This window comes from Clostridium beijerinckii HUN142 (assembly GCF_000621745.1).
Taxonomy (GTDB): domain Bacteria; phylum Bacillota; class Clostridia; order Clostridiales; family Clostridiaceae; genus Clostridium; species Clostridium beijerinckii_A.
Genome location: NZ_KK211335.1, coordinates 443,297 through 469,649, shown reverse-complemented (window position 1 = coordinate 469,649; position 26,353 = coordinate 443,297). Strand labels below are relative to the sequence as shown.

Here is a 26,353-nt window from a genome sequence, read left to right as displayed (position 1 = left end):
CTTCCCAAAACCTATTCTATTAAATTCTAAATAATTATACCATAAATCAAAGCTTGTTAATTACTAATTTGAAATTGCATATTTTATCTTTGAAATTGCATATTTTATCATATATTATTTTTGCTCCAGACTTAGCTCTTGATAAATCGATATCGCGAGTGTTCTGCGTGATAAACATTTAGCTACTGGCATGCCACCTTCCACATAATCAAGCTTTTCATAAGCTTTTTGTAAATGTATTGGGACTGGATAATAAACACCTGTACCTATCCATTTTTTCTTGAGACTACTAATTGTTTTCCCCTTATTTTCACAAAACCAAAACTCATTGGTATTTATTGCTTCTATATTTTTTAATTATCTCTGTTCGTTAATTTGATTTTAAATTATATTCGGACATTTTTTCAGCTATATTTTGGGCTTGAAGTGATAATTCTTCAGTTGATGCCGCAGTTTCTTGTGCCTTAGCTGTATTAATCTGTATAACTTCAGAAATTTCATTAACTCTAATTGTCATTTTCATTATCTCATTTGTTTGATCTTGTGATGCTAATGATATTTCGTTAACCAATTTAGCACTATTATCTACGTTAACTACTATATTTTGTAATGAATTAGAAGCTTCTTTTGCTAAGCTTTCACCCTTTTTAACTGCAAATAAAGAATTTTCTATTAATATATTGGTATTTTTAACCGCATTTGAGCATTGTTCAGCCAGACTCTTGACTTCGTTAGCTACCACCGCGAACCCTTTCCCGGTTTCTCCAGCTCTCGCGGCTTCAATAGCTGCATTCAGCGCTAAAAGGTTTGTTTGTGATGCTATATTTTCTATAGCACTTGTAATTTTTGAAATTTGCTCAGAAGATCCAGCAATCTCCTCTATGGACTTCATCAGCTCTTCCATTTTGTAATTGCCTTCAGATACAATATTCTTAGTACTTTCCGATACTTTATTAGCTTCTTCTGCATTTTTGGCGTTTATACTAACTTTAGTCAATATTTCATTAAAATTATCTAAAAGTTTTTCTATTATACTTGCTTGATTGGTAGCTCCATCTGAAAGCTCTTTTGTAATTAGCGAGATTTGTTCTGATTTATTAGATGTTAACTCTACCGCCTTGCATATTCCATAAAAATCACTATTTAATGTATTTATAATACTTTCAAGAGACTCTTGTATTGGAATAAAATCGCATTTATATTGTACATTTTTCTTTAACTCTATGTTCAAGTTTCCAACTGATATTTTTTCTAAAATTGTTGTAATATCATCTACATATGAGTCTATCATCTCAATAGCATTAATCAGATTACTTGCCATTTCCCCCATCTCATCTGCGGATTCATAGCTACTTTCAACTTTAAGATTTCCATATAATAATTCTTCGGATATTTCTTTTATATTATTGATTCCTTTAATAAATATATTTGTCAACACACTGCTTATTGTAGAAGCTATTATTAGTATACTAATCATTATGATGATTATAAATCCTAATATTATATTATTAATTATATCTACCCTATGTAAGAAATCAGATGTTTGTCTCTGAGATTGTGTATATACTTTTATCACTTTATCAGCTATGTCCTCTGTTTCATGAGAATATGTATTTTCCATTGCCGATAAAGCTAACAACGTCTCTTTCTTATTCATTAATTCCACTATATCACTTCTACTTTTTGACGCTAATTCTACAGATGAGTTAATCTCATTAATTAATTCATAATCAGGTAATGTTTCTTTCAAAGTTTTAGAATTGCTATTGAAATTTTCCACTTCTTCATTTACTAATTCTAAATATTGCTGCTTTTTCTCCCCATCCTCTTCGGCTATTGCTTTATAAAGATTTTTATCTATTTTTTGCAGACTAATTCTCATATTTGATATATTATCTGAAATTTCATATGATTTTCTATATAACAAATTAGTTTTGTAAGAAAATATATATAGAATACCTACTATTATAATCATACTTATTATTGTAAACATATTAATTATTAAGAATGATTTTTTAATTTTCTTATTTATTGGATCTCCTAATATTAGTTCATATAATCTTTGGTACATAACCTGCTTCCTCCCACATAATAAAATACATCTTTCTTTTGATACTCACAAATAGTTGATCTTTCCGATTAATAAATTACTGAAATTAAAAATCGCATAACCATCAATTTCCGTGTTTATTATTTAATTGATAATGAATTTCATTTACTATTATATCAACTTATATACTAAATTCAAGATATATATGAAAAAATATGAAATTTTAGCAATTCCATGCCTCTTTATAACACACAAAACCTCGCTATAAATTTAATATCTATAGCGAGGTTTTGTATTTCACCTATTATTAAATATTTTTATTATTTTATATAAGTTGACAATATCATGTGTACTCATCCAGACACATTTGTGAAGTTTCAGAACATAGCTAGTATTTTTACACAAATATTTTTTCTCAATACCTAATCTTACAGATAAAATAAATTTTTATATTAACATATATATTACAATGTAATTTCTGTATCTTAATATATAATCTATTATTTGAGTGGGAGTTTTGTTTGTATTTCCTATGAACGTTTGATGAAGAAATAAAAAATGCACTATTAATTATAAAAGATTTCACCAATCACCGCAGCTCCAATTAAATTAAATTAAATTATGGAGCATATAATCGCAGAAACATCAATCTGAGCTTATATTTTATACAATATATATACATTTTCAATATAAAAAAACGCTCCTTTTCCAACTTATATAAACACTACAGTTAACATTCTATTAAACAAAGTAGATTTATTCTTATAGACGTTGAATATTTTCATAAATTATACTCTTGTATTTAATTCACTCAATACTCTTTTATGTTCTTTTTCATCTAAGTTATAGAAGAATATTGCTACAAGTTCAATAATTACAAATATTACTGGAATTGCAGTCATTGTAATTAAAATACCATGTAATGCTGTCGCAGTTTGAGCGTGATTTGCAACATAACCGAATTTTGCTAAAATTAACCCAGGAACAATTCCTCCAATTGCCATACCGAACTTGAAGAAGAATCCAACTAATGCATAAATAACACCACTTGCACGTTTACCTGTCTTATATTGACCATAATCGATAGTTTCAGGAATTAGCGCCCATGTGAAGGCACCTGCAGTGATGGTACCTAATGCTGCGATTAATCGTCCTGTAAATACAAGTGGAACCATTGTTGCAGGAATAACAAATAAAGCTATTAATCCAATTGCCTTCAAAAATAAAGCAGTAAATAGTAATTTTTTCTTCCCCATCCATTTATACATTGATGGCATTAACGGCATAAGTATTAGTGCAGGCAGAGTTCCCATTAAACCATACCACTTTACTAAATCTGGTCTTGCAACATTATAAGTAACATAATAAATTCCAACAGAATTAACGATTGAGTTAACACCAAAATTAAGAATGAAGAAAAGACATATGATAACTAGTGGACGATTTGACTTTAATTGAATAAAAATATCTTTAACATTAATTTTTGCATCTTCTGAATGATCGATTTTAACACGCTCTTGAGTATTCAAGAAACAAAAGATTAGTAGAAGTGCACCCAAAATACCCATTATTGACATGGTAATTTGCCATCCTGTGCTTGTTTTTCCAGTCATATTTGTAAATATTCCAGCTAAAAGGGGTACCCCAAAAGAAACAATTAATCCTCCAGTATTTGAGAATAGCATTCTGATAGAAGTTAGGCTGACAACTTCCTTGTTATCTTGAGTAATCGCTGAAGTAAGTGCTGCATAAGGAATGTTAACTATTGAATAGGTTACTGATAATAATATATAAGTAACATAAGCATATACTAATTTCATAGGATCTGAAAATGCTGGGGTTGTGAAACAAAGAATCGCTACCCCTGCAAACGGAAAGGCACCATATAAAAGGTATGGACGAAATCTTCCGTATTTTGTATTTGTTTTATCAATTGCTGTTCCAATAAGTGGATCCATTACAGCATCAAACATTCTCACAATTAGAAACATGAATCCAGCTGCTGCAGCTGAAATTCCAAAAACGTCTGTATAGAAGAATAGTAGGTAACTGCTTACTGTTTGATAAATAAAGTTACAAGCTAAATCACCTGTAGCATATCCCACCTTTTCTTTAATACCAATTTTTTCAGAAATCTTAGATTTTGCTTGACTAATGTTCATTTAAAATTCCTCCCCCATTTTTAATTTATAAAGTTGTTGCTCTGTTTCATATATCCGCGTAAGCGTTAATATTCTTGATATAATTGTCCTCCTTATAAATAGTTTTTATATAGCTGCTTGCGGAATTCCGCAAGCATGGGTCTTCTAAATTTTTCAAATAAAATGTTTATATTTTTCTCCAATAAATTTAATTATTGATAACAATTAAAAGTACAAAACAAATATTGGTGAATAATATCGTTTACTTATGAATGTTTAATATAATAACTTTTTCTTTCTACAAAATTCTATTAGAATTCTTTATACATAAAGTAATCAAAATCAGCTGGTTTGCTGTTTCCACTAACATCTTGACAGTGCATACCTACAAATGCGCCTGTAAAGCAGGCTCCTCCACCTACGTAATCATCTGATAATTTTTTAGATTCAAAACTTATAGGTATTTCATTCCATTCCACTCCATTAAATGAATAAAGGAACTTATATTCCTCAACTCTAACTTCTACTTTTAAGTGTACATATTCAACATTTTCTGGCACAGGAATCATATTTTGAGCTAGCGGTTGTGAAAATTCAAAGTTATCACAAGAAATAATATCAATTACTCTTCCTTTTTCTTCATTCCAAGTTACATCAATTGTTGTCCAATTTTCTGTATTGTAATAACATACAAGACCCGCTGATTGCTGAAAAGTATCTGGATTGAATGACACACTTGTTGCCGCATCAAAGTTAAAAGATTGCCACCTTCTAGCAACTAAGGCCTGAGTAAATTTAGATAATAATGATTCTTTTCCGTATAATCTCATATTTCCTGGATTTTCTGTTAAGGACATAATATCCTCAGTTAATGGAATACGTAGTGATTGAAAATTAATATTCAATTTATCATTATCAAAATGATCTAATTCCTTAAAACTAGGTTCCCATTTTACTTCTTTCATGTTAGGAACATCAATTTCTATTGAACCTTCTTTACCACCTACTACATATGGCCATCCATCAATCCACTCAAGTTTTTGGATAGCTGTTTCTCTTCCAAGTGGACAATATCCTCTTGGCGCTGTATGTGGGAGTGGTTTTCCAGTTTCTTTATCATATCCTCTCACTTCAGTGCCAGGAACTTCATCTGATGGAAGTGGCCTTCCTGTTAAATGAACTAAATACCATTCATCAGTGTGAGTGTGTACTATAGATGCATGACCACATTTTTGTAATTCATTTATAGGCTTGTCCCATGCAGTAAGAATAGGATTATCTGGATGTATTTCGTAAGGTCCTTCTATATTTTTAGAACGTGCTATTGTTGCAGCATGCTCATATTTTGTCCCACCTTCAGCTGTTAAAAGATAGTAATAATCACCAATCTGATACAAGTGAGGCCCTTCTGTTAATTTAAGATCTGTACCCTTAAAAATTAATTTAGATTCCCCAATTAATTTTTCTTCTTCTGGAGAATATTCTTGCATTACAATACCTGCAAATCTATGATTATATACCCTATTATCAAACAGCATATTCAATAAATATTTTTTCCCATTTTTATCATGGAATAAAGAAGGATCAAAACCTGAACCATTTAACTTAACTGGCTCACTCCACTCTCCATCAATAGTTTCACAAGTAACCAAATAATTGTAGCAATCTTTCCAAATTCCTTTTATAACTTTTACATCTGTATAGATTAGCCAAAATTTATTATCACTATAGCTTAAACAAGGAGCCCATATACCGCCCGAATCAGCATTTCCTTTCATATCAAGTTGTGAGATTCTATTTAGAGGGCGAACAACTAAATTCCAATTAATTAAATCTTTAGAATGATAAATTTGTACTCCAGGAAACCATTCAAAAGTGGATACTGCAATATAATAGTCCTCGCCTACCCTACAAATACTTGGGTCTGGATTAAATCCTCTTAATATTGGATTTTTAATTTTCATTATTAACTTCTCTCCTTTAACTAATTAAATATTTATTTATAATTTTTATCTAAATCATAAAAATTAATGAACTTCTGATATAATTCCATTTGTCATAAGTATTCCTCTCTGTAAATAGACTTTGATTTTTAACTTTCCCCTATAAAATTCAGATATTTTATGTTAAATTAATTTTTTATCAATAATCGTTTACAAAATGCTTATTATTATATAATTACTCTAAATAAGCGCCTTTCATTGCTGATACAGCTCCCCTTGTATAACGTCCAAATATCCCTTTTCTTGGTCCTGTTTTAGGGAGGCTCCAATTTGCTTTTCGTTCTTCTAATATTTTTTCTATCTCCTCCAATTTATATGATTTTCCATTGATTCCAACAATATTTAACTTTCGTTCCTTTATATCAAGCTCAATTAAATCTCCATCTTTTACTAACGCGATTGGCCCTCCGGTTGCTGCTTCAGGCGATATATGTCCAACACATGGTCCTCTTGTAGCTCCTGAAAAGCGCCCATCTGTTAATAAAACTGTTGATCCATTTAATCTGCTATCACATACTATGGCCTCTGTTGTCATAAGCATCTCTGGCATCCCAGATCCCCTTGGCCCCTCATAGCGTATAATCAAGACTTCTCCTGGATTAATCTTATCTTCAATTACAGCATTATGACAATCTTCTTCACAATCAAATACTCTTGCAGCTCCCACATGATACATCATATTTTCTGATACTGCTGCATATTTGATAACTGCACCTTCTGGAGCTAAATTTCCTTTCAGAACTGCAATAGATCCCATTTCCTTTGTTGTCTCAACTGGTTTTATTAACTGATCTCGATTTAATCCATAATTATGAAGATATCCTTCTATTCTGTCAAAGAAACCATCATTTTTTATATCCTCAAGATTTTCTCTTAGGGTCTTACCTGTTACTGTTAGTACATCCAGATTTAAATAATCCTTTAATAACCACTGTACCATAGGAATACCTCCAGCAAACCAAAAGGCTTCAGTTGGGTACTCTCCACTAGGATATATGTTTCCTATGTGTGGAATCTTATGATTAATCTCATCGAATAGTTCAGGTTTTAATTCTATGCCAAGTTCATAAGCTATAGCAGGAAGGTGTAACATTACATTAGTTGATCCACCTATAGCTGCATGTACAACTATTGCATTGTAAAATGCTTCTGGAATAAGTATATCCTTTGTTGTAATATTTGCCTTAACCAAATTCATAATTTGCCTTCCAGCTTTTCTGGACATTGCTGTTATATCTCTCATTGTAGCAGGCGCAAGTGCACTTCCTGGCAACGCTAAACCTAGTGCTTCAGCCATACATTGCATAGTGCTTGCAGTACCAAGAAACTGACAAGCTCCTACAGACGGACAGCCAGTCAATTTAAAATCTCGGACTTCTTGATCGGTTATAGCACCTTTTTTCTTTTCTCTTAAAGAAATATCTCCAGCCTTAATAGATGTAGACATATATGGAGCTGGTCTCATACTTCCACCAGGAACAAATATAGTTGGTATATCCATACGTGCAGCCGCTTTAAGATGCGCAGGAATTGATTTATCGCACGAAGAAATTAAAACCATTCCATCCCATGAAACAAATGATCCATGAATTTCTACCATATCCGCAATAACTTCCCTTGAAGCTAATACAAAATTCATTCCATCATGTCCTTGAGCACATCCATCACAAATATCTGTAACGTGAAATTGTCCTGGATGCCCTCCTTTTTCATACACACCAATACTTACTTGATGCGTTAATCCCATAAGATGAGAACTTCCTGGATGGCTATCCCCAAATACATCATCAATAAGTATTTGTGGCTTTTTTATATCGTCTTCATCCCAGTCCATTCCCATTTGAAGAGAATCAAATTGTGACCAAAGCTTACGCTCTAGAATACTTTTTGGTGTTATAGAATTCTCTAACATTAGAAATCTCCTTTCAAAAATTAATTACTTTAAATATTTAGTATATTCTAGAAATAATCATCTATTTATTTCTCAATAATTTCTTGTATTTTCTTTTTTATATCATCATTTATTTTAATATTATAATTTCTAATAGATGTATTCATATCTAACTTTAAAGATATATTAACTGCTTCTTTTAGTCCTACTATAAATGGATTTGTCAAATCATACAATTCAGTCAATTTATTTATTTTATCTTGGAGTATAAATAATTTTTCAAAATCTTTATCTAAAACAGCTTTATATGTATCTACAAATAATTTTGCATTTACATTAGTTAATCCACCTATAATACCATCTCCTCCAGATAATAAGTTAGGTATTAAGTATTCGTCAAATCCAGAAATTACACAGAAATCCTTACGAACTTTCTTGACTTTTTGGACGAACCTTCTAATATTGCTAATAGAATCTGTAGTATCTTTAATGCCAACAATATTATTAAATTCATTTGCTAATCTTAACACTAATTCATATGATACGTTTATAGATGTCCTAGCAGGAAAATTATAAATTATAATAGGCAATTCCGTATTCTTAGCTATTGTTGAGTAATATTCGTATATATAATTTTCATCTAAACCAAAAAAATATGGAGTTATAATTAAAGCAGCATCTGCTTTTGCATCACTAGAACATTTATTTAATTCGATAACTTCTTCTATATTGTTATCCCCAGTTCCAACTATTAATTTTGTTCTCCCATTTATAACTTTAGATACAAACTTAATATAATCTTTTTTTTCTTCTAAAGAAGAAAAATTAAAAAATTCTCCAATTGATCCTAATATGACAATCCCATTTACTTCGTCTTTTATTAATTTCTCAATCAAAATCTCTAAACTTTTCTTATCAATCTTCCCTTCTTCATTGAAAATAGTCACTATTGGTGTATAAACTCCTTTAAACATAAAGCCTCCCTGCGTTTCATATTTGAAACGTCATTCTATATATTGATTATTTTTTTGAGATGATTGATAAAATCATCTCAAAAATTAAAATAAACTTTCTTTTTTATATCCTAATTTTTTTGAAATATCCAGTGCAACTTTGGTTATAAGTTCTGCACACACTCCAATACGCTCATCATTAATTTTCATCTTTAACGTAGAAATAGATACTGCTGCTATTGCTTGACCCATCCTATTATATATAGGCACAGCTATACAAAATAATCCTTCCTCATTTTCCTCATCAGAAATAGAGTATCCTCTTTCTCTAATTAAATCTAAGTTTTCCATTAATGATTCTTTATTCGTTATTGTACTCTTAGTTTTAGGAATAAATGTAATCTGTTCAAAATAATTATTTAACTGCGCACTATTATAAGTTGCTAAAATAGCCTTACCTAAACTTGTTGAATACATTGATGTTCTAGATCCCAAATTACCAGTTGTTCTTAGAGTGCCTTTTGATTCATGCTTATCTAAATATACAAGTTCATTATCATTTACTACTGCTAAAAACACTGTTTCTCCAATACCATTAGACAACTTTTCCAAAAAAGTACTAGATATCTTAGTTAATTCCATCTTATTTAAATATAGGCTTCCAAGTTCAAAAACTCCTACCCCTAATTCATAACTCTTCAATTTCATATTTTCTATTGATAGAAACTTTTCACTTACCAATGCATTAACTATATTAAATACACTGGTTTTAGGTATATTAAGATATTTACTTATTTCAGCAATTGTTACGGGTTCATCACTTTGCCCAACAAACCTTAAAATTTCTATTCCTCTTAGAATCGCTGTGTTCAAAAAGCTCACCTCATCATTCCATATATAAAACACCATTCCAATTATCGTATTTATTATATATTGTGCTATTCTTTCTGTCAATCGTATAATTGAATAAAATTAATATATTGCCCATTAATTCTTTTCTAATATATTCTCTACTTTGAAATCTAAATATTCTTATTTCATTGCTTTAAACATACATGTTTTTGTTGTTATTGATATATCTCCATTTTTCTTAATATATTCTTCTAAATATTTCGTAAATTCTTTCTTCTTTTCACCAACAAGTATTGAACTTCCTTGAATCGTTGAAGCTTTATATGATACTACTGGTTCAGCATTATCTACTATTATTTTACCATCTAAAATTTCAACATCTACTTTATGAAAATATTTTTCAAGCATTCCTCTTCCGTGCTCTAGGTCAAATCTTTCTGAATACCCATTGTTATCTAATCCAGAATTAGGCGCAAAATTTTCTGAAAGTCTATTTAATTCTTTCATAGAATTACAAGAATTGGCTGTCACATAAAATACACCATTAGGCTTTAGTACTCTTTGTATCTCAGCTAAAGCCTTTTCTATATCTGGAACAAAATAAATCATATGTTGAGCGATGATTATATCAAAAGTTTCATCATTATAAGGTATTTCTTCAGCATTAATTTCTTCATAATGAAAATCATTATATACATCTTTCAATCTATTTCTTGCGATTCTAATCATACTTCTAGAAAAATCAGATATTGTAATATTTAAAGTATTCTCTATATAATCTTTATTCTTAAACCAAAGCTTTCCTGTTCCACATCCAAGTTCCAATACATTTGCGTTTAATGAAAAATTTATCTGATTAAAACACCATTTATCAAAATCTATTTTATTTACATTATAGCTATGAAGATTACTTCTAATATTTAAGTTCTTATCTGTTTTATATTGTTCCCTAACCCTACTTTCCATATTAGTTACTTTTATGATATCAATCAAATTACTTGCATCTAGAAAACCATTTTTCTTTGCTGTATTTTGTGCTTTATTAAAAACATCAATTACAGCCTCAATATGTTTCTTCTTTTCTTCCAAAGCTTTCTTTTGAATACTTATCATATTCTCTAGGTTTTCTCCACTTTCATGTAATATATGACTTATTTCATTTAATGACAAACCAATGAATTTTAAGGTTGTAATCTGCTGAAGCTTTAATAGGTCTTCTTCACAGTAAATTCTATATCCAGAATCAGTTTTTTCACTAGGCTTAAGTAATCCAATTTTGTCATAATGAAGTAATGTTTTCACTGTTACTCCTGATCTTTTAGCAAATTCACCAATTTTCAATTCATTTCCCTCCATAACATTATTCTAATCTATTACCTTAGGGTAGAGTCAACCCTAATTTTAAAGAGATGATATGATTCATAAACTTTCTAATAAATTTCAATTAATATTGTTAAATGTTTTATACGTTATGCTCTTATTTTTTCCCATATAATTCCGATAAAATAATTATAGGGGGGGGTAACAATGAGCAGTATAACTATAAATTCAAATCGAACCAACTTATTTAAAAATATTAATATTAATACAGCTAATGATAAAAACAATAATATTGTTAATGGTAATTCTAGTATTACTAATAAACAAGAAAAAAAAGAAAGTGCCTTAATGCAAAATCTTCTAAAACAAAAGCAAGCACTTAAAGAAGAAAAACAAGCATTGATGGCTAAGGAAATGGATGCAAAAGAAAAAAAAGCAAAAATGGATGAGTTAAACCAAAAAATAAAAGATGTTGATTCTCAGATTCAGCAGCTAAAGATTCAAGAAAAACAAGAAGAGCTTCAAAAGCAACAAGATGAAATTTCAAAGAAAAAAGCTAAGGAAGAAACATCTAACAAAAATGATAATAAAACAAAAGGCGACGTAATAATTTCTGCTAGCTTAGGTGAACTTATTAAGATTAATGGCTCACAAAAAACTATACATTTACTAAAGGATAGTAATAATAGACAAAAAATAGAAGCTGAATATATCAAACCAAATAATATCGAAAACAGCTACGATAACAATCGTTTATCGCAAATAGGCGCAAGCATAGCCAATATAAACATGACCATTTCTAAAAAGATTGGAGACCTAAATAAGAGTGCTGAACGTATTCAAGCTAAAACAGAGCTAGCTCTTAAACAAATCAAAGATAAAGATGACAATAAGTTAAATGAAGAATCAAAAGACACAGATAATAATAAATTAGATAAAAATTCAAAAGATAAAACTGATAGTAAATTAGATGCAGAATCTAATAATAATCCATATAATAAAACTACCAAAACTATAGTTTAACTTCTAAAAAACATATTAAAATATTGCATCAAATTCAAAAAAAATTTAACAGCCCACCTTATGGTATGGGCTGTTTTATATTTATAAAAATAATTATAATAATTCTTTAACTACTTTTATAACTTCTTTTGCTATATATTCAGCATCTTCTAATGATAATGTAGTATATACTGGAAGTGTGATTTCATTTTCATATTGTGCATAAGCATTTGGATAATCTTTAATATCATATCCAAGGTTTTTATATAGAGTTAACATAGGAAGTGGCTTGTAATGAACGTTTGTTGCTATTCCCATATTCGCTAATTTTTGAATGGCCTCATTTCTTTTTTCCTCATTAAATCCTTTAATTCTATAAAGATATAAATGATATGATGTTTCAGTTCCGTTCTCATCTTTTGTAAATGGAATTATTGAAAACTCTTCTTTTGATAAAATATCGCTGTATATCTTAAATATTTGTCTTCTTTTTTCTAACATTTCTTCATATCTTTTTAGTTGAACTACACCTATAGCCGCTCCAATATCTGTCAAATTACATTTAAGCCCATCATTTATAATATCATATTCCCATGCACCTGCTTTTAGCTTGCTTAGAGCATCCTTTGATTGTCCATGCATCGCAGTGAATCTCATGTATTTAAGTAGATCCTCATGATCACCAAAGTTATTATCATTAAACGTAACTGCTCCACCTTCTCCTGTAGTTAAATTTTTAACTGCATGAAACGAAAATGAGTGAAAATCACATTGAGATCCAACTGTTTCTCCTTTGTATTTAGCACCAAAAGAGTGTGCTGAATCGCAAAGTATCATGATATCTTCTCTATTTTTATCCTTCAAAACCTTTTTTAAAGCATCATAATCAAATGGTACTCCTGCAATATCTACTGGCATAATTACTTTTGTCTTATCTGTAATCTTATCAGCAATTTTATCTATATCCATTTCAAAAGTATCCTTTTTAACATCAACATATATAGGCTTAATTCCTCTATGAATGGCAACACTTGAAGTAGCAGTATATGTGTATGGGGTAGAAATAATTTCATCTCCCTCTTTTATATCAAACACTTTAAGAACTAGTTCCATTGCAGCAGTCGCACTATTTAACGCTAACGCTTTATTAACATTTATATAATTTTGTATTCCTTCCTCAAACTCTGCAAGTTTTGGTCCAGAAGTAATCCAACCAGATCTTAATACATTACCTACTGCTTCTATTTCTTCTTCAGTTATATCTGGTGGCGAAAATGGTATCTTTTTCATACAATTCATCCTCTCTTATTTACGTACAAAATTTTAATATAATAGAATCTCTAAAAATAACTTATAAAAAGTTATTTTACATTAGAATTTCTTTTATCTTATTATAAACTCCACCCTTAGGTTAGAGTCAAGTTAAAAATATTTATTTTAAAATAATAAATAAACCACCCTTTTCAGCTAGTTTATTTATAAACTAGTTTTTGCCAAAAATAGGTGGTTGTTTAATTAAAAAGTTTCTTCTACAAAATAATACTTCTTAACTATTCATTATCTTTATTTTTTCATAAAACTACTTAATTACAACTCAACGATTACTGGTAATATCATTGGTTTTCTCTTCATCTTTGTATAAACAAAATTATCAACTTCTCTTCTTATTCCATTCTTTATTTCTGCCCATTGAGTTATATTTTTCTCTAGACACTTTTCTACAACATTAGTAACTATGTTTCTAACTTCATCTATTAGTTCCTCAGAGTTTCTTACATATACAAAACCTCTTGACACTATATCAGGACCAGATATTATAATTTTATTTCTTATATCTATAGCTATAACCACTGTTATTATTCCATTCTCTGCTAGATTCTTTCTATCTCTAAGAACCATACTTCCTATATCACCAACGCCCATACCATCTACAAGAACCCTTCCAAATGGTACTTTTCCCGATACCCTTCCAGTGTTCCTAGTTAATTCAAAAACATCACCATTTTCCAAAATAAATGTTTTAGCCCTCTCTAATCCCATGCTTTCTGCTATTTTAGCATGAGTAATTAAGTGCTTATATTCGCCATGAACAGGTATAAAAAATTTAGGCTTTAATAAAGCTTGAATTAACCTTAATTCTTGCTCACAGGCATGCCCTGAAACATGTATATCTTCTATAGATTTATAAATTACATTTGCGCCTTTCTTTATCAGATCATTTATTAAGTTTGACACTGCCTTCTCATTGCCTGGTATAGGACTTGCCGAGATAATAACCATATCTCCGTCCACTATTTGTATATGCCTATGTGTTGAAGCTGCTATTCTGGATAATCCTGCCATAGATTCTCCCTGACTTCCAGTTGTAACAATAGTTAACTTATCATCTGGATAGTTCTTTATCTCATCTAGACTTATTATCATATCTTCAGGAATAAGTAAATATCTAAGTTCCATAGCAACTTCAGATATATTTTCCATACTTCTTCCACTAAAAGCTATTTTTCTATTATATTTTATTGAACAATCACTAATTTGTTGCAATCTATGAACATTTGATGCAAATGTGGATACTATAATTCTACCAGTAGCCCTACTGAAAAGATTTTCTAGTGTTTCTCCAACTGTTTTTTCCGACATTGTGTAACCTTTATGAAGAGCATTAGTACTATCTGCCATTAATAGAAGTACACCCTTTTTACCAAGCTGAGCATATCTTTGTAAATCCATGACTTTCCCATCTATTGGTGTAAAATCCACTTTAAAATCACCACTATGAACAATTACTCCTATAGGCGTATGCAATGCAATAGAACAGCTATCCGGTATACTGTGGTTATTCCTTATATATTCAATTTTTATTTGTTCCAATTTTATTAGTTCTCCTGGTTCAACCACATTTAATGTACAGTCACTAAGCATAGTATGCTCTTTTAATTTGCCTTCTATTAATCCAAGTGTTAATCTAGTGCCATATATAGGAACATTAATTTGCTTTAATACATATGGTAATCCACCAATGTGATCTTCATGTCCATGGGTAATAAAAATCCCTTTAACTTTATTTTTATTTTTAATTAAGTATGTTACATCTGGAATTACTATATCAATTCCATATAAATCTTCATCTGGAAATGCTAATCCACAATCTATAACTATTATTTCATTATCATATTCAAAGGCAGTCATGTTTTTTCCTATTTCGCCAAGTCCACCCAATGGAATTATCTTCAGTGGAATTGATTTAGATTTTATTTTTTTATTAATTCTAGTTTCATTGATTCCAATTTCATTATTCTCCATACTATCACACCTCAAAAGTTTATTCTATAATCTAATTATTTGCAATTAACTTTAAATATATAAGTGTACTTTAAAATTTATTTTAATCTAAAAGGTAGCATTATAATTAAAAAATTATAATGCTACCTTTTTATAGTTCTCTATTTGCCTGTAAATATTGTTAAATTATTCCAATATTAAATCCGTAAATTATATTCATGTATTGAATATGTATGGAATAATATCTTAAGATTTCTACTGAAAATACATTGTTTTTAATTTATCAGCTATTTCTTTTTCACAACTTGATATTTGTCTGATGCCATATCCAAGAAGTAATGGTGAACTACTGAATCTTGGCATAACCTTACATAAAATTTTATTTTTCATGTGATAGAAAAATATATTAAAACTATCGCATTTTACAAAATAATTATTTAAAAGATAGTGAACTACCTTTCTGAGATTATAGGCTAACTCATTTAATGCATATAAATCATCACTTATAATTATATTAAATTCAGTAAATCCATTAAATGGCTTATGCGATAGATTCACTAAACAATTATCACTTTTATGAATTTCTATTCCTTCAAAATAATCTTCTTTTATATTTAATTTATAGTCAATATCATCAAGGCCTACTATCTGCATATGAGGATGTTTTAGACTTCCACCCGAATTTGGCCCATGGTTTTTATAAAATATTACTGATTTATATTCTCCACTTCTTTCTATTTTTAGCCAATGCTTAACACTAAATCTTATTAACTTCTCCATATATTCAGCAGAATATTGTCCCATATCAGTATTACAATCATAAGTTTCTATAATAACTAACTGATAAGTATCTTTTATTGTCGGATACTTATTTTTTAGTAATACAAATGGCCCGTCTTCATCAATAACGTCTGTAAGTGTTTCTCTATTACAGAACGGACATTCCTTCATATTTATTTTTTTAAATTCATTTGGTTTATCATTATTGATTTCATTTAAAAATACTAAATACTGTTCTTTTTTCATTTATATCACCAAAAACCTTCCATCAAAATCATTTTTTAATTAATACATATGCACACTTTGAAGGAACAGTTATATTATTACCTTCTATAGCGTAAATTTCATCTACTCCAGCTCTTTCCTTATTAACAAGGACACTCCATCCACATTCTTTTAAATCTATAAATGCTTCTTCATCATTTGGATTAAATATTACAACTATAGTATTACATAAATTTTTCCCACTGTTATCTTCTATCTTATATGCAACAACATTTTCTTTATAGAAATCCTCTCCATATTCTAAAAATGTTAAATTCTTTCTAATTTCTTCGCTTAAATTCATTCTAAACGCTTTATATTTCTTTCTTAATTTAATTAATCCTTTATAGTAATTTACAATTTCTTTATATTCATAAGCTCTATCCCACTCCAAATTATTCACTCTATCAGGAGCATTATAACTGTCATGATTAAAGCTTCCATCATCATTTCTCTTACTTCTTAAAAACTCTTCTCCAGCTTGAAAGAAAGGTATTCCTTGAGACGTTAACACTATAGCCGCTGCTAATTTGTTCATATTCTTACGTTTCTCTAATGAAGATTCATTATTAGTTAAATATAATTTATCCCATAAGGTATAATTATCGTGAGCCGAAATGTAATTTATACATTGATAAGGCTCATTTGCCCATGCCCAACGGGAGTATATAACTTTATCATAATTAATGCCTTTTTTACCAGTCGCTCCTACAATGCAGAATTTAATACTTTCCTCAAGGCCTGTTCTACCATTTACGTATCCTCTCTCATTTATATTAAACACATGTCCCTTAACAGAATCTCTAGTATCATCACTAAATGCTGCAATTTGCATTTTATCAAATTTCACTACATTTTGCTTTACTGATGACTCTTCACTACTTAGTGGCGTCCATCCTCCAGTCCATCCTTCACCATACATAAGTATAGATTTATCAATCTTATCTAACTCAGTTCTGATTTGCTTCATAGTTTCAATATCATGTAAACCCATTAAATCAAATCTAAATCCATCTACATGGTATTCTTTAGCCCAATAAATTACTGAATCAACAATAAGTTTTCTTACCATATATCTTTCTGACGCTAGTTCATTACCACAACCTGACCCATTAGAAAAATTTCCATTTTGATCTTGTCTATAATAATATCCAGGTACCGCTAGATTAAGATTAGATTCATGACTTTTATAGGTATGATTATAAACCATATCCATAACAACTCGAAGTCCAGATTGGTGAATACTTTTAACCATTTCCTTAAATTCATTAATTCTTTTTTCTCCACTAAAAGGATTTGTTGAATAAGATCCTTCTGGAGCAAAATAATTTTTAGGATCATAACCCCAATTATATTGTGGCATATCTAGTTTACTTTCGTCAACAGTTTCATAATCAAATGCTGGAAGCAAGTGGACATGAGTTATTCCTAATTCTACCAAATAATCTATCCCTGTTTTCTCATATTTTCCCGGAATTGTAGTCACATGTTCACAAAATGCGGTATACTTTCCTTTTTTATTTAAGCTTATTCCTGAATTCTCGTTTATTGAAAAATCTCTTACATGAACCTCATATATTACAGCTCCTGTTGCGCAGCTTAACTCTGGTTTTCTATCTTTCCCAAAATCTATTGGATCTGTTTTTTCAAGATCTATTACCATTCCTCTATTTCCGTTAACCCCCAAGGCTTTTGCATATGGATCTACAACTTCTCTTTCATTTCCACTATTAGTTATTAAGTAATTGTAAAACTCACCATCAAGATCTCTTTTCACCTCTATGCTCCACGTTCCTTGCATTCCTCTATTCATATCTAATATTTCTTCTGGCGCATTTGTATAATTCTTTTCGTCTTTTCCAAACAGTGCCAGTCGAACATTATTTGCATTTGGTGCCCAAACTATAAATTTTGTACTATCCTTAGAATATTCTGCACCAAGATCTCCATCATAGTTATTATAATCATTATCTAATAAATTCATTATATTATTACCCCTTTTACTAGTTTTATTAAATGTTTTACATCCAAATAATATTTACCCTATATACCTTTGAATTCTAGGACACTACCTCCATGTCATTTTCCTAATTCCGCGATTATCTTGCCTGAAAGTGCTGGAACTACTATTCTAGCCTCATCAGCATTAATTACAATTTTATTTTCATCTAATAAATCAATACCTTTTTCGAAGGGTAACCTAAATTCTAGAACACTTTCTTTATCAGATAAATTTAATATTATATAAACTCTATCATTATCGGTATTTCTAGAAAATACGAATTGTTCATTCTTAACAATAACTTGCTCATAATCCCCATATTTTAAGGCTTCACTATTAATTCTAATATTACCTAACTTTTTAACTAATTCAAACAATTTATTATCTTGCTCATCTATTCTTCCAAGTTCCAATTCTGGCCTTAAAGGTAAATCCGTCCCATTTCCTTTAACTCCCTTAAGACCATATTCGCTTCCATAATATACGCTTGGCACACCTGGCATTGTATAAAGCAATATATAGGAATTATATATATATTCTGACTTTTTCAAGGTACTTGCCAACCTATTAACATCATGATTATCAACAAAGTTATATAGGCATAGATTCTTATAAATTCCACCTGAACCAAATAATCTATTTAATGAGTATGCAATCTCAAAATAATTCTTATCATTATGACTTGAATAAATCCCCTTATAACATTCATAATTTGTCACAGAGTCTAAGCTTTCAGGATTAGCCCATTTGTTATAATCTCCATGAATAACTTCACCCATTAGCCAAAAATCTTTCTTCTTGCTTTCTACAAAGTTTTTTAAGACTTTAAAAAATTCAAAATCAATGCTATCAGCTGCATCTAATCTTAACCCATCTATATCAAATTCATCTATCCATGTACTTACAGCTTGTAACAAATGATTTATAACCTCTTTATTCCTTAAATTAAGTTTAACTAAATCGTAGCAACCATTCCAGCTTTGATAATTAAACTCATCCCCCATTGGACTTTTGCTATTAAAATTTAAATCTGCAAACCAATTACAATACTTAGAATTTACTCCGTTTCTCTGAACATCTTTAAATGCCCAAAACTCTCGTCCTACATGATTAAATACTCCATCTAAAATTATTTTTATATCATTCTTGTGAAGCTGTCCACATAGCTCTTTGAAATCCTCATTAGTCCCAAGCCTTTCATCAATTTTATAATAATCCTTGGTATCATATCCATGATAACTTGACTCAAAGATCGGTGAAAAATAAACAGCATTAATTCTCATTTCTCTTAAATGAGGTATCCATTCTTCAATTTTGTTCAGTCTATTTCTTTTGTCATATTCTTTGCCTGGCTCTAAAACGCCACAAAAGCCAAGTGTATAGAATTGGTAAAATATGCTTTCCCTAATCCATAAATTCATAATCTCATCCCCTTTAGCTTATATACATTATACCACTTTGACTCCATTTTTTTACACCACTTATTCATAAATTAATAGATCTTATTTTCATGAGTAATATTCCTTATTAATCAATCTATGTGGTATTTTCATTATTGACCATTAATGAAAAATATCTATTAAATTATATTTGTGCAAACACAAGATTCCTCTAATTAACAAACATTTCAAATAATATTTTTATATTTACATCCTTCCTAATTATATAAAAACTCTACATAATTAGGAATACATATTGGAATTTTATATATTTTATTTCTATAATAAGAAAATTTATATAAATATTATTATTATTTTTATCACATACTAGTTATTGAAATTAAATATCTACGGAGGTATAAAAATGAATAAAAAAGCTATAAAATACATAATAACTTCCTTATTGGCAATAAATTGTTTAACATTTCTTCCTAAACCGACAGTTGCAAGTGCAGCTTCTTATTCACTTGGGGGTTTAAAATTTTCTACTTACTATGCTCATAAAGATAAATCTAATGGTTTTAATGTGTTTGGAGAGGAAAATTATAAATATCTTTCCAATGAGCAAAGGAAAAAATTGCTTGAATTAAAGAAATGTAAAGATAAAGGTCAAAATCTTTCAGAAGAGCAACAGAAAACTTTACATTCACTTATAGATTGCATAATCAAAGGCAAACTTGGAGACAAGGAGTATACAGATTTCAGAAGTTTAGTTGAAAAAAAGCGTTCTAATGAAAATTTAACTGATGAGGAGAATGCACGTTTAAAAGATTATACAGATATTATTAATGGTGACAAACTTTCAACAAAGGATATACTTAGTCAATTTCTAAGATAAACTATATCTTAAATTTATAAAAGAACAAACTCTAATCAATAGAATTTGTTCTTTTAACGTTATATAATTATTAAATGTTATTATCGTAGAACGACAGTAACCTATTAAGAAAAGAAAACGCTATTTCATCTCTTTCAAAATATGCTTCATGCTTAGAGCCTTTCATATGAACCACCTTACAATCTTTAGCATAAGCAGCAAACTTATTCTGCGCCTTTGGGATAACATGTGTATCATATTCAGCTTGAAATAATAGTATTGGCACCATTATTTTTGAGACATTATTCCTTTTAATTAGTTTTTTAGTTGCTTTTAAACTTTCAATATACCATAAAGCCGATGATCCACCGCTATGATAATTATCATTCTTGTTAATCTTCTCCAGAAGATATTGGTACCGCTCCTTACAACTAGTGGATCTGCTATAAAGAGTCTTTTTTTCAGTATATGGCTTCTGGCCTGGAAGATATGAACTTCCTTTTCCACAAAGCTTCATTCCCTTAGAAATAATACTCGCTAAAATCTTAGGGGTTTTCCCAGTATTAATTCCATGCATTGGAGAACTTAACACTGCGGCACTAAAATAATTACTATATTTCTCTAAAAAAACAGTACCTATACATCCTCCCATAGAATGTGCGAATAATAGCAACTTCTTATTCCTATTATCCGGAATAACAACTTCATCTATAAACTTTTTGAAATCCTCTATATAATAATCAAACTTTTCAACGTTAATCTGATAATTGTCCATTCCAAGTCTTTGTGATCTACCATGCCCTCTATGTTCAAGAATAAAAACAGAGTAGCCTTCTTTTATAAAATAATAAATTAGTTCATTGTATTTTTCAGTAAATTCTCCAAAGCCATGACAAATAACTATATTAGCCTTAGGATTTTTTACAATGAATTTTTCGTAATAAAGATTTAAACTATTTGATCCTAAAATATAACCATTTTTTAGATTTTTCTTTAGATAAGGTTCAACTATATTTATCATCTCTTCCTTGTAATTATCTTGTGAAATATATATTTCAAGATATTTATCCTTAAAATTTGAGTATGAAGATGCTGTTAACGCTAAGTTATCTTCATTCATAATCTTCTCCTCCCTACCTACAAAATTTTTGAAATCAAATTTTATCTTAAGTATTAATATAAATTACTTCTTTTAAATCTATTACAATTTCAAGTTAAAATATAAATTTATTTATAAATTTATATACAAAAATAAGGTAACTATTTTAAATAAAATTTACTTATTAGAAAATTTTTAAAACAACTACCTTATTATATACTATTTTTCAGATTTTTATTTTAAATTTTTTACCATTCCCAGTTAAATTCTGGTAAATAGTAATTATATTTTTGTGATAATTATAAGTTTTGTCTATTTTGTATTTTACAATAATATCTCTTTAATATATAAATTTTTTTCTTTCCCTAAATCTACGAACTCTTCGCCCTTCAAAATTAAAGGCTTTTCTAAATTATTTACATTCATCTGTATTATCTTGCATTTTTCATTAGTATTTAATAATACTTCTTCACCTGTATAATAATCTATAATATGCTCTAAAAAGATTTTTACATATTCGTAATCCAACTTTCCCAAACCTTCGTTTTTAACTATTTGTAATGCTTCAAACGGAAGTCGTTTCTTCTTATATCCTCTATCAGAGTTAATTGCATCAAATACATCAGCTATAGCAATTATTTTTGCAAAAGGGTGTATAGCTTCACCCTTTAATCCAAGTGGGTACCCTGAGCCATCTAACCTTTCATGATGCATCAACACCCCATAACTCACAGCCTTGTCCAAAAACGAAAGTTCTTTAATTACCATATATCCTTTCTGAGCATGTGTTTTTATTGTATTAAATTCATTTTGTGTTAGTCCTATCTCTTTCATTAATAATTCTCTGGCTATTTTTGTCTTTCCAAAATCATGAAGAATTGCTGAATATACTAATAAATTTAATTTAGCCTTTTCTAATCCTACCCATTTTCCTATTAGGGCACTTAGCGCTGCCACATTTACCCCATGTCTATATATTGAATCTGTTCCGCTTCCATAAAGAACTATATTCTTTATAACTAAACTCCCTGGTTGTATTTCATTTTGAATCTTCCTAGAAAATTCCCTTACTTCGCTCAAAGCTTCTTCATTATTATTCACAAGTTGTCTAAAAGTCTTTCTTAATGCTAATGATATTTGATTAAATTCATCTTCAATCTTTTGACATTGTGTCTCTTTCTTTAATTCTATTTTAATACTTTTTGTAGCTGTATTTTCACAATATATCTCTACATTTCCGATAACATATAATTTTTTTATTTTCTCTATAATTTGTTCAGTTACTGAAATATCTTTTCTAAGTAATACACTCCCATTCTGCTCTACATTTTTTGCTATTACCATTCCCTCTTCTAACTGATTAAAGCTTATTATCTTTGTACTCTTCTCCACAATACTCACACCCATCGTATAACAAATTTTATGCTTCTAAGTATAAATAGGATATATATATATCCATAACCAAAAAAACTAATTAAATATATAAGAACAATAATACAATATATAAATAAGATTATATTAAACTTATAAAACAATATTCGATTAAAAACTTATTTATTATTTATATTATTCTATATATTTTATATTTTGTCAAAATAAGTTTTTAATCTATTTTAATTCTACTCCTTCCATAATAGGGAGAGAATATCCTTATATACTATCTAATGTTACACTACATGTATATTAAAATTTAATTTATAATTTTGATCTTAATTGAGCATTTAGTTTGCCACATTCTTAATGTAAATTTATTATTATAATATACATATTTCAGACTTCTGAACTTTAATTTTATAATTCCATTATGCATAATATATCAGCCATAATTAATGAGATTTATAAATTGTAAAATTACTTTACCAATATATTTTACTTATAAAAATAAGTATTTAGCTTCATGAAAAATATTTTTAGGACTTATATAATGTAAGGATGGAATTCAAATTCCATCCTTACATTATATTTGTATTAATATTATCTTTTTATACATACTTTATTCTATTGGAGACGCTTTCTTATTTCCAGTCTTAGCTTTTCCCTGTATCTCTATTGGAACATCTTTTACATCATTTTTTTTATAATGTGTTTTATGATTGCTTTCTGTTCCATGTGGTTCACTTGGATCTGGTCTTCTCATTCCTGCTTTTGCCATAACTACTTCATATCCTTTCTAAAATAATCTCAATTTTAGTATTCTAAAAAAAATTCTATAGTATACATGACATCAAATAGAAACTATTGGTATATTAGCATCATCTTCAAAAATTATTTTAGTTGTTTTCTATCCATCTATTCCATTCTTCTGCTTTATATCCAACTGTTGCTTCTTTACCATTTCTTACTATAGGAGTATTTATAACTTTTTGATTTTTTAATAATAATTCCGCCTTAATCTCTGCACTTCGTATATTATTAAAGTTTAATTTTACGTATTCCTTTGACTTGGTATTTATTAATTCGTTAATACTTATTGTCCTAAGTATACTATTAAACTCACCTTTACTCATTGATTTTTCATTTAAATCGATAAATTGAAATTTTACATTTCTTTCTTTAAAAAATCTTTCTGCTTTTTTAGTATCAAAACATTTTTTAGTTCCAAATATTTGCACATTCATTATTTTACTTCACCTATTTTCATTCTTAATTTTCTTCAAATAGCCTTACACAATATTACAATTTATATATATTATTTTCAATTAATAGCGACTAAAATTTCCCATATATTAATAACTAAATTATAGTTTAATTATAAACACAATATATTTAAAATTTCTATTATACTAACACTTTAGCATTCTTATTCTTATTATAACAAAAGAAAATCCTTACTCTTAATTAAATACTAATTACTAGTATTTAATTATCTTTAACCTCAAGTAAGAATCTTCTCTTTCAAATTACTATTTTAACTCTTTGATATTAATTCTCTATTTTTGCTATAGTATCTAAAGCAACTTCCATCATATTTGTAAATGTCAATTGCCTTTCTTCTGCGCTTGTAACTTCTCCAGTTACAAAGTGATCACTTACTGTAAGTAAAGCTAATGCATTAACTCCAAATTTAGCTGCAATTGTATATAACGCTGCTGCTTCCATCTCTACTCCTAAGCAACCAAACTTAGCCCACTTCTTCCAATCTTCATCATCATCACCATAAAACACATCAGAGCTATATATGCTACCAACTTTAGGATCAAAGCCTTTCTCAACTGCTATATCATATGCTGGTTTCAATAATTCAAAACTTGCTGTTGGTGCAAATGTTCTACCTTGAAATCTTACTAAATTAAGATTTGAATCTGTGGATGCAGACATAGCTATTATAAGATCTCTAACCTTAACTTTTTCGCTATATCCACCGCATGTTCCAACTCTTATAAGATTTTTAACTCCATAACTTTGTATCAATTCATTTGCATATATTGAAATTGAAGGTATTCCCATTCCTGTTCCTTGAACTGAAATTTTCTTACCTTTATATGTTCCTGTAAATCCATACATACCTCTAACTTCATTATAGCAAACTACATTTTCTAAAAAGTTTTCTGCTATAAACTTTGCTCTTAAAGGATCTCCTGGTAATAATACGCTTTCTGCAATAGCACCTTCAGGTGCATTAATATGAACACTCATTTTTTACCTCCATAATTTTAACCAAATCATTTCAATTAATGATTAATATATTTAAACTATTTTATAATAATAATTTATTTGCTTTCACTAACTATAGATATACTAGCACTAGCACCAATTCTGCTTGCTCCAGCATTTATCATCTCCATAGCAGCTTTAAAATCTCTAACTCCTCCAGATGCCTTTACACCTAAATTTGGTCCAACAGTCTTTCTCATTAAAGCAATATCTTCCTTAGTTGCTCCACCGCTAGAAAATCCTGTTGATGTTTTAACAAAATCAGCTTTAGCTTCCTTAGCTATTTCGCAGGCTTTAACTTTTTCTTCATCACTTAATAGGCATGTTTCAATAATTACCTTTACTAATGCTTTTCCTTTGGCTGCATTTACAACTGCTTCTATATCTTCTTTAAGTAAACTATAATTTTTATCTTTTAATGCTCCAACATTTATTACCATATCTATTTCATTAGCTCCATTTTCAATGGCTTGATTTGTTTCAAAAGCTTTAGCTTCCTTTGTCATTGCACCTAATGGAAATCCAACAACTACACATGTCTTCACATCAGTCCCCATAAGTTCAGTACTTACTAATTTTGCATAACATCCATTTACGCAAACTGAAGCAAAATTGTATTCTTTAGCTTCCTTACATAATTTTTTTACATCCTCTACTGTTGCTTCTGGTTTTAATATTGTATGATCTATATATTTAGCTATATTCATATTTCATTACTCCTTAAATTTATTTTATAACTATATATGTTGCAATTCACAATGCACATTTCACAATTACGGCTAAAATTCTTTCAATGTTTCTAGA

Annotated in this window: 21 protein-coding genes; 2 read left to right on the top strand and 19 right to left on the bottom strand. The window is 29.1% G+C overall.

Features of this window, described 5'->3' with window-relative positions; translation table 11 throughout:
- Nucleotides 1–114 precede the first annotated feature (114 nt).
- The 8 genes from T483_RS31205 to T483_RS0120235 form a co-directional block, all read right to left on the bottom strand.
- Nucleotides 115–339 carry a DegT/DnrJ/EryC1/StrS family aminotransferase gene (locus T483_RS31205; RefSeq protein WP_278247466.1) on the bottom strand — a complete coding sequence of 75 codons (225 nt, stop codon included), beginning with the start codon at nucleotides 337–339 and terminating at the stop codon, nucleotides 115–117.
- A gap of 31 nt (nucleotides 340–370) precedes the next feature.
- Nucleotides 371–2,071, bottom strand: a complete 1,701-nt coding sequence (locus tag T483_RS0120265) for a methyl-accepting chemotaxis protein (protein WP_026888467.1) — start codon at nucleotides 2,069–2,071, stop codon at nucleotides 371–373.
- A 767-nt stretch (nucleotides 2,072–2,838) separates the two neighbouring features.
- Entirely contained in the window at nucleotides 2,839–4,212 is a 1,374-nt protein-coding gene (locus T483_RS0120260) for an MFS transporter (protein ID WP_026888466.1), read from the bottom strand.
- Nucleotides 4,213–4,502: 290 nt separating this feature from the next.
- Nucleotides 4,503–6,158 carry a glycoside hydrolase family 43 protein gene (locus tag T483_RS0120255; RefSeq protein WP_026888465.1) on the bottom strand — a complete coding sequence of 552 codons (1,656 nt, stop codon included), beginning with the start codon at nucleotides 6,156–6,158 and terminating at the stop codon, nucleotides 4,503–4,505.
- Between the two features lie 211 nt (nucleotides 6,159–6,369).
- Nucleotides 6,370–8,106: a dihydroxy-acid dehydratase gene (gene ilvD, locus T483_RS0120250; RefSeq protein ID WP_026888464.1), complete on the bottom strand. Its 1,737-nt coding sequence runs from the start codon at nucleotides 8,104–8,106 to the stop codon at nucleotides 6,370–6,372.
- Between the two features lie 65 nt (nucleotides 8,107–8,171).
- Entirely contained in the window at nucleotides 8,172–9,059 is an 888-nt protein-coding gene (locus tag T483_RS0120245) for a dihydrodipicolinate synthase family protein (protein ID WP_026888463.1), read from the bottom strand.
- A gap of 84 nt (nucleotides 9,060–9,143) precedes the next feature.
- Nucleotides 9,144–9,992, bottom strand: coding sequence for an IclR family transcriptional regulator (locus T483_RS0120240; RefSeq protein WP_242841897.1), 849 nt, complete (start codon nucleotides 9,990–9,992; stop codon nucleotides 9,144–9,146).
- A 78-nt stretch (nucleotides 9,993–10,070) separates the two neighbouring features.
- On the bottom strand, nucleotides 10,071–11,231 hold the full coding sequence (locus T483_RS0120235) for a MerR family transcriptional regulator (protein WP_026888461.1): 1,161 nt from the start codon (nucleotides 11,229–11,231) through the stop codon (nucleotides 10,071–10,073).
- Between the two features lie 186 nt (nucleotides 11,232–11,417).
- On the opposite strand from T483_RS0120235, the gene T483_RS0120230 reads away from it, so the two are divergent.
- The gene (locus T483_RS0120230; protein ID WP_026888460.1) at nucleotides 11,418–12,233 is read left to right on the top strand and encodes a FlxA-like family protein; all 816 of its coding nucleotides are present in this window, start codon (nucleotides 11,418–11,420) and stop codon (nucleotides 12,231–12,233) included.
- 93 nt (nucleotides 12,234–12,326) lie between these two features.
- Here the strand turns inward: T483_RS0120230 and T483_RS0120225 are convergent, their stop codons facing one another.
- From T483_RS0120225 to T483_RS0120205, 5 genes are all read right to left on the bottom strand, one after another.
- Nucleotides 12,327–13,502, bottom strand: coding sequence for a DegT/DnrJ/EryC1/StrS family aminotransferase (locus T483_RS0120225; protein WP_026888459.1), 1,176 nt, complete (start codon nucleotides 13,500–13,502; stop codon nucleotides 12,327–12,329).
- A gap of 297 nt (nucleotides 13,503–13,799) precedes the next feature.
- On the bottom strand, nucleotides 13,800–15,515 hold the full coding sequence (locus T483_RS0120220; protein WP_026888458.1) for a ribonuclease J: 1,716 nt from the start codon (nucleotides 15,513–15,515) through the stop codon (nucleotides 13,800–13,802).
- A 234-nt stretch (nucleotides 15,516–15,749) separates the two neighbouring features.
- Nucleotides 15,750–16,520, bottom strand: coding sequence for a DUF4931 domain-containing protein (locus tag T483_RS0120215; RefSeq protein ID WP_026888457.1), 771 nt, complete (start codon nucleotides 16,518–16,520; stop codon nucleotides 15,750–15,752).
- Between the two features lie 28 nt (nucleotides 16,521–16,548).
- Nucleotides 16,549–18,522, bottom strand: coding sequence for a type I pullulanase (gene pulA / locus T483_RS0120210; protein ID WP_026888456.1), 1,974 nt, complete (start codon nucleotides 18,520–18,522; stop codon nucleotides 16,549–16,551).
- Nucleotides 18,523–18,617: 95 nt separating this feature from the next.
- Nucleotides 18,618–19,961 carry an alpha-amylase family glycosyl hydrolase gene (locus tag T483_RS0120205; protein WP_026888455.1) on the bottom strand — a complete coding sequence of 448 codons (1,344 nt, stop codon included), beginning with the start codon at nucleotides 19,959–19,961 and terminating at the stop codon, nucleotides 18,618–18,620.
- A 382-nt stretch (nucleotides 19,962–20,343) separates the two neighbouring features.
- Between T483_RS0120205 and T483_RS0120200 the strand changes: the two genes are divergently transcribed.
- A complete protein-coding gene (locus tag T483_RS0120200; RefSeq protein WP_026888454.1) occupies nucleotides 20,344–20,817 on the top strand; it encodes a hypothetical protein in 474 nt (157 codons plus the stop codon).
- Between the two features lie 70 nt (nucleotides 20,818–20,887).
- Here T483_RS0120200 and T483_RS0120195 read toward each other — a convergent pair whose 3' ends face one another.
- The 6 genes from T483_RS0120195 to deoC all read right to left on the bottom strand — a co-directional run bounded on the left by T483_RS0120195 (nucleotide 20,888) and on the right by deoC (nucleotide 26,256).
- A complete protein-coding gene (locus T483_RS0120195; RefSeq protein WP_026888453.1) occupies nucleotides 20,888–21,916 on the bottom strand; it encodes an alpha/beta fold hydrolase in 1,029 nt (342 codons plus the stop codon).
- Between the two features lie 303 nt (nucleotides 21,917–22,219).
- A complete protein-coding gene (locus T483_RS0120190) occupies nucleotides 22,220–23,287 on the bottom strand; it encodes an HD-GYP domain-containing protein (protein WP_026888452.1) in 1,068 nt (355 codons plus the stop codon).
- 601 nt (nucleotides 23,288–23,888) lie between these two features.
- Nucleotides 23,889–24,047 (bottom strand): hypothetical protein, encoded by a 159-nt coding sequence (locus T483_RS31710; protein WP_012060297.1) that lies wholly within the window; start codon nucleotides 24,045–24,047, stop codon nucleotides 23,889–23,891.
- A gap of 118 nt (nucleotides 24,048–24,165) precedes the next feature.
- A complete protein-coding gene (locus tag T483_RS0120180) occupies nucleotides 24,166–24,513 on the bottom strand; it encodes an arsenate reductase family protein (RefSeq protein ID WP_026888451.1) in 348 nt (115 codons plus the stop codon).
- A gap of 304 nt (nucleotides 24,514–24,817) precedes the next feature.
- The gene (deoD, locus tag T483_RS0120175) at nucleotides 24,818–25,531 is read right to left on the bottom strand and encodes a purine-nucleoside phosphorylase (protein ID WP_026888450.1); all 714 of its coding nucleotides are present in this window, start codon (nucleotides 25,529–25,531) and stop codon (nucleotides 24,818–24,820) included.
- A gap of 74 nt (nucleotides 25,532–25,605) precedes the next feature.
- Nucleotides 25,606–26,256: a deoxyribose-phosphate aldolase gene (gene deoC, locus T483_RS0120170; RefSeq protein ID WP_026888449.1), complete on the bottom strand. Its 651-nt coding sequence runs from the start codon at nucleotides 26,254–26,256 to the stop codon at nucleotides 25,606–25,608.
- Nucleotides 26,257–26,353: the final 97 nt, after the last annotated feature.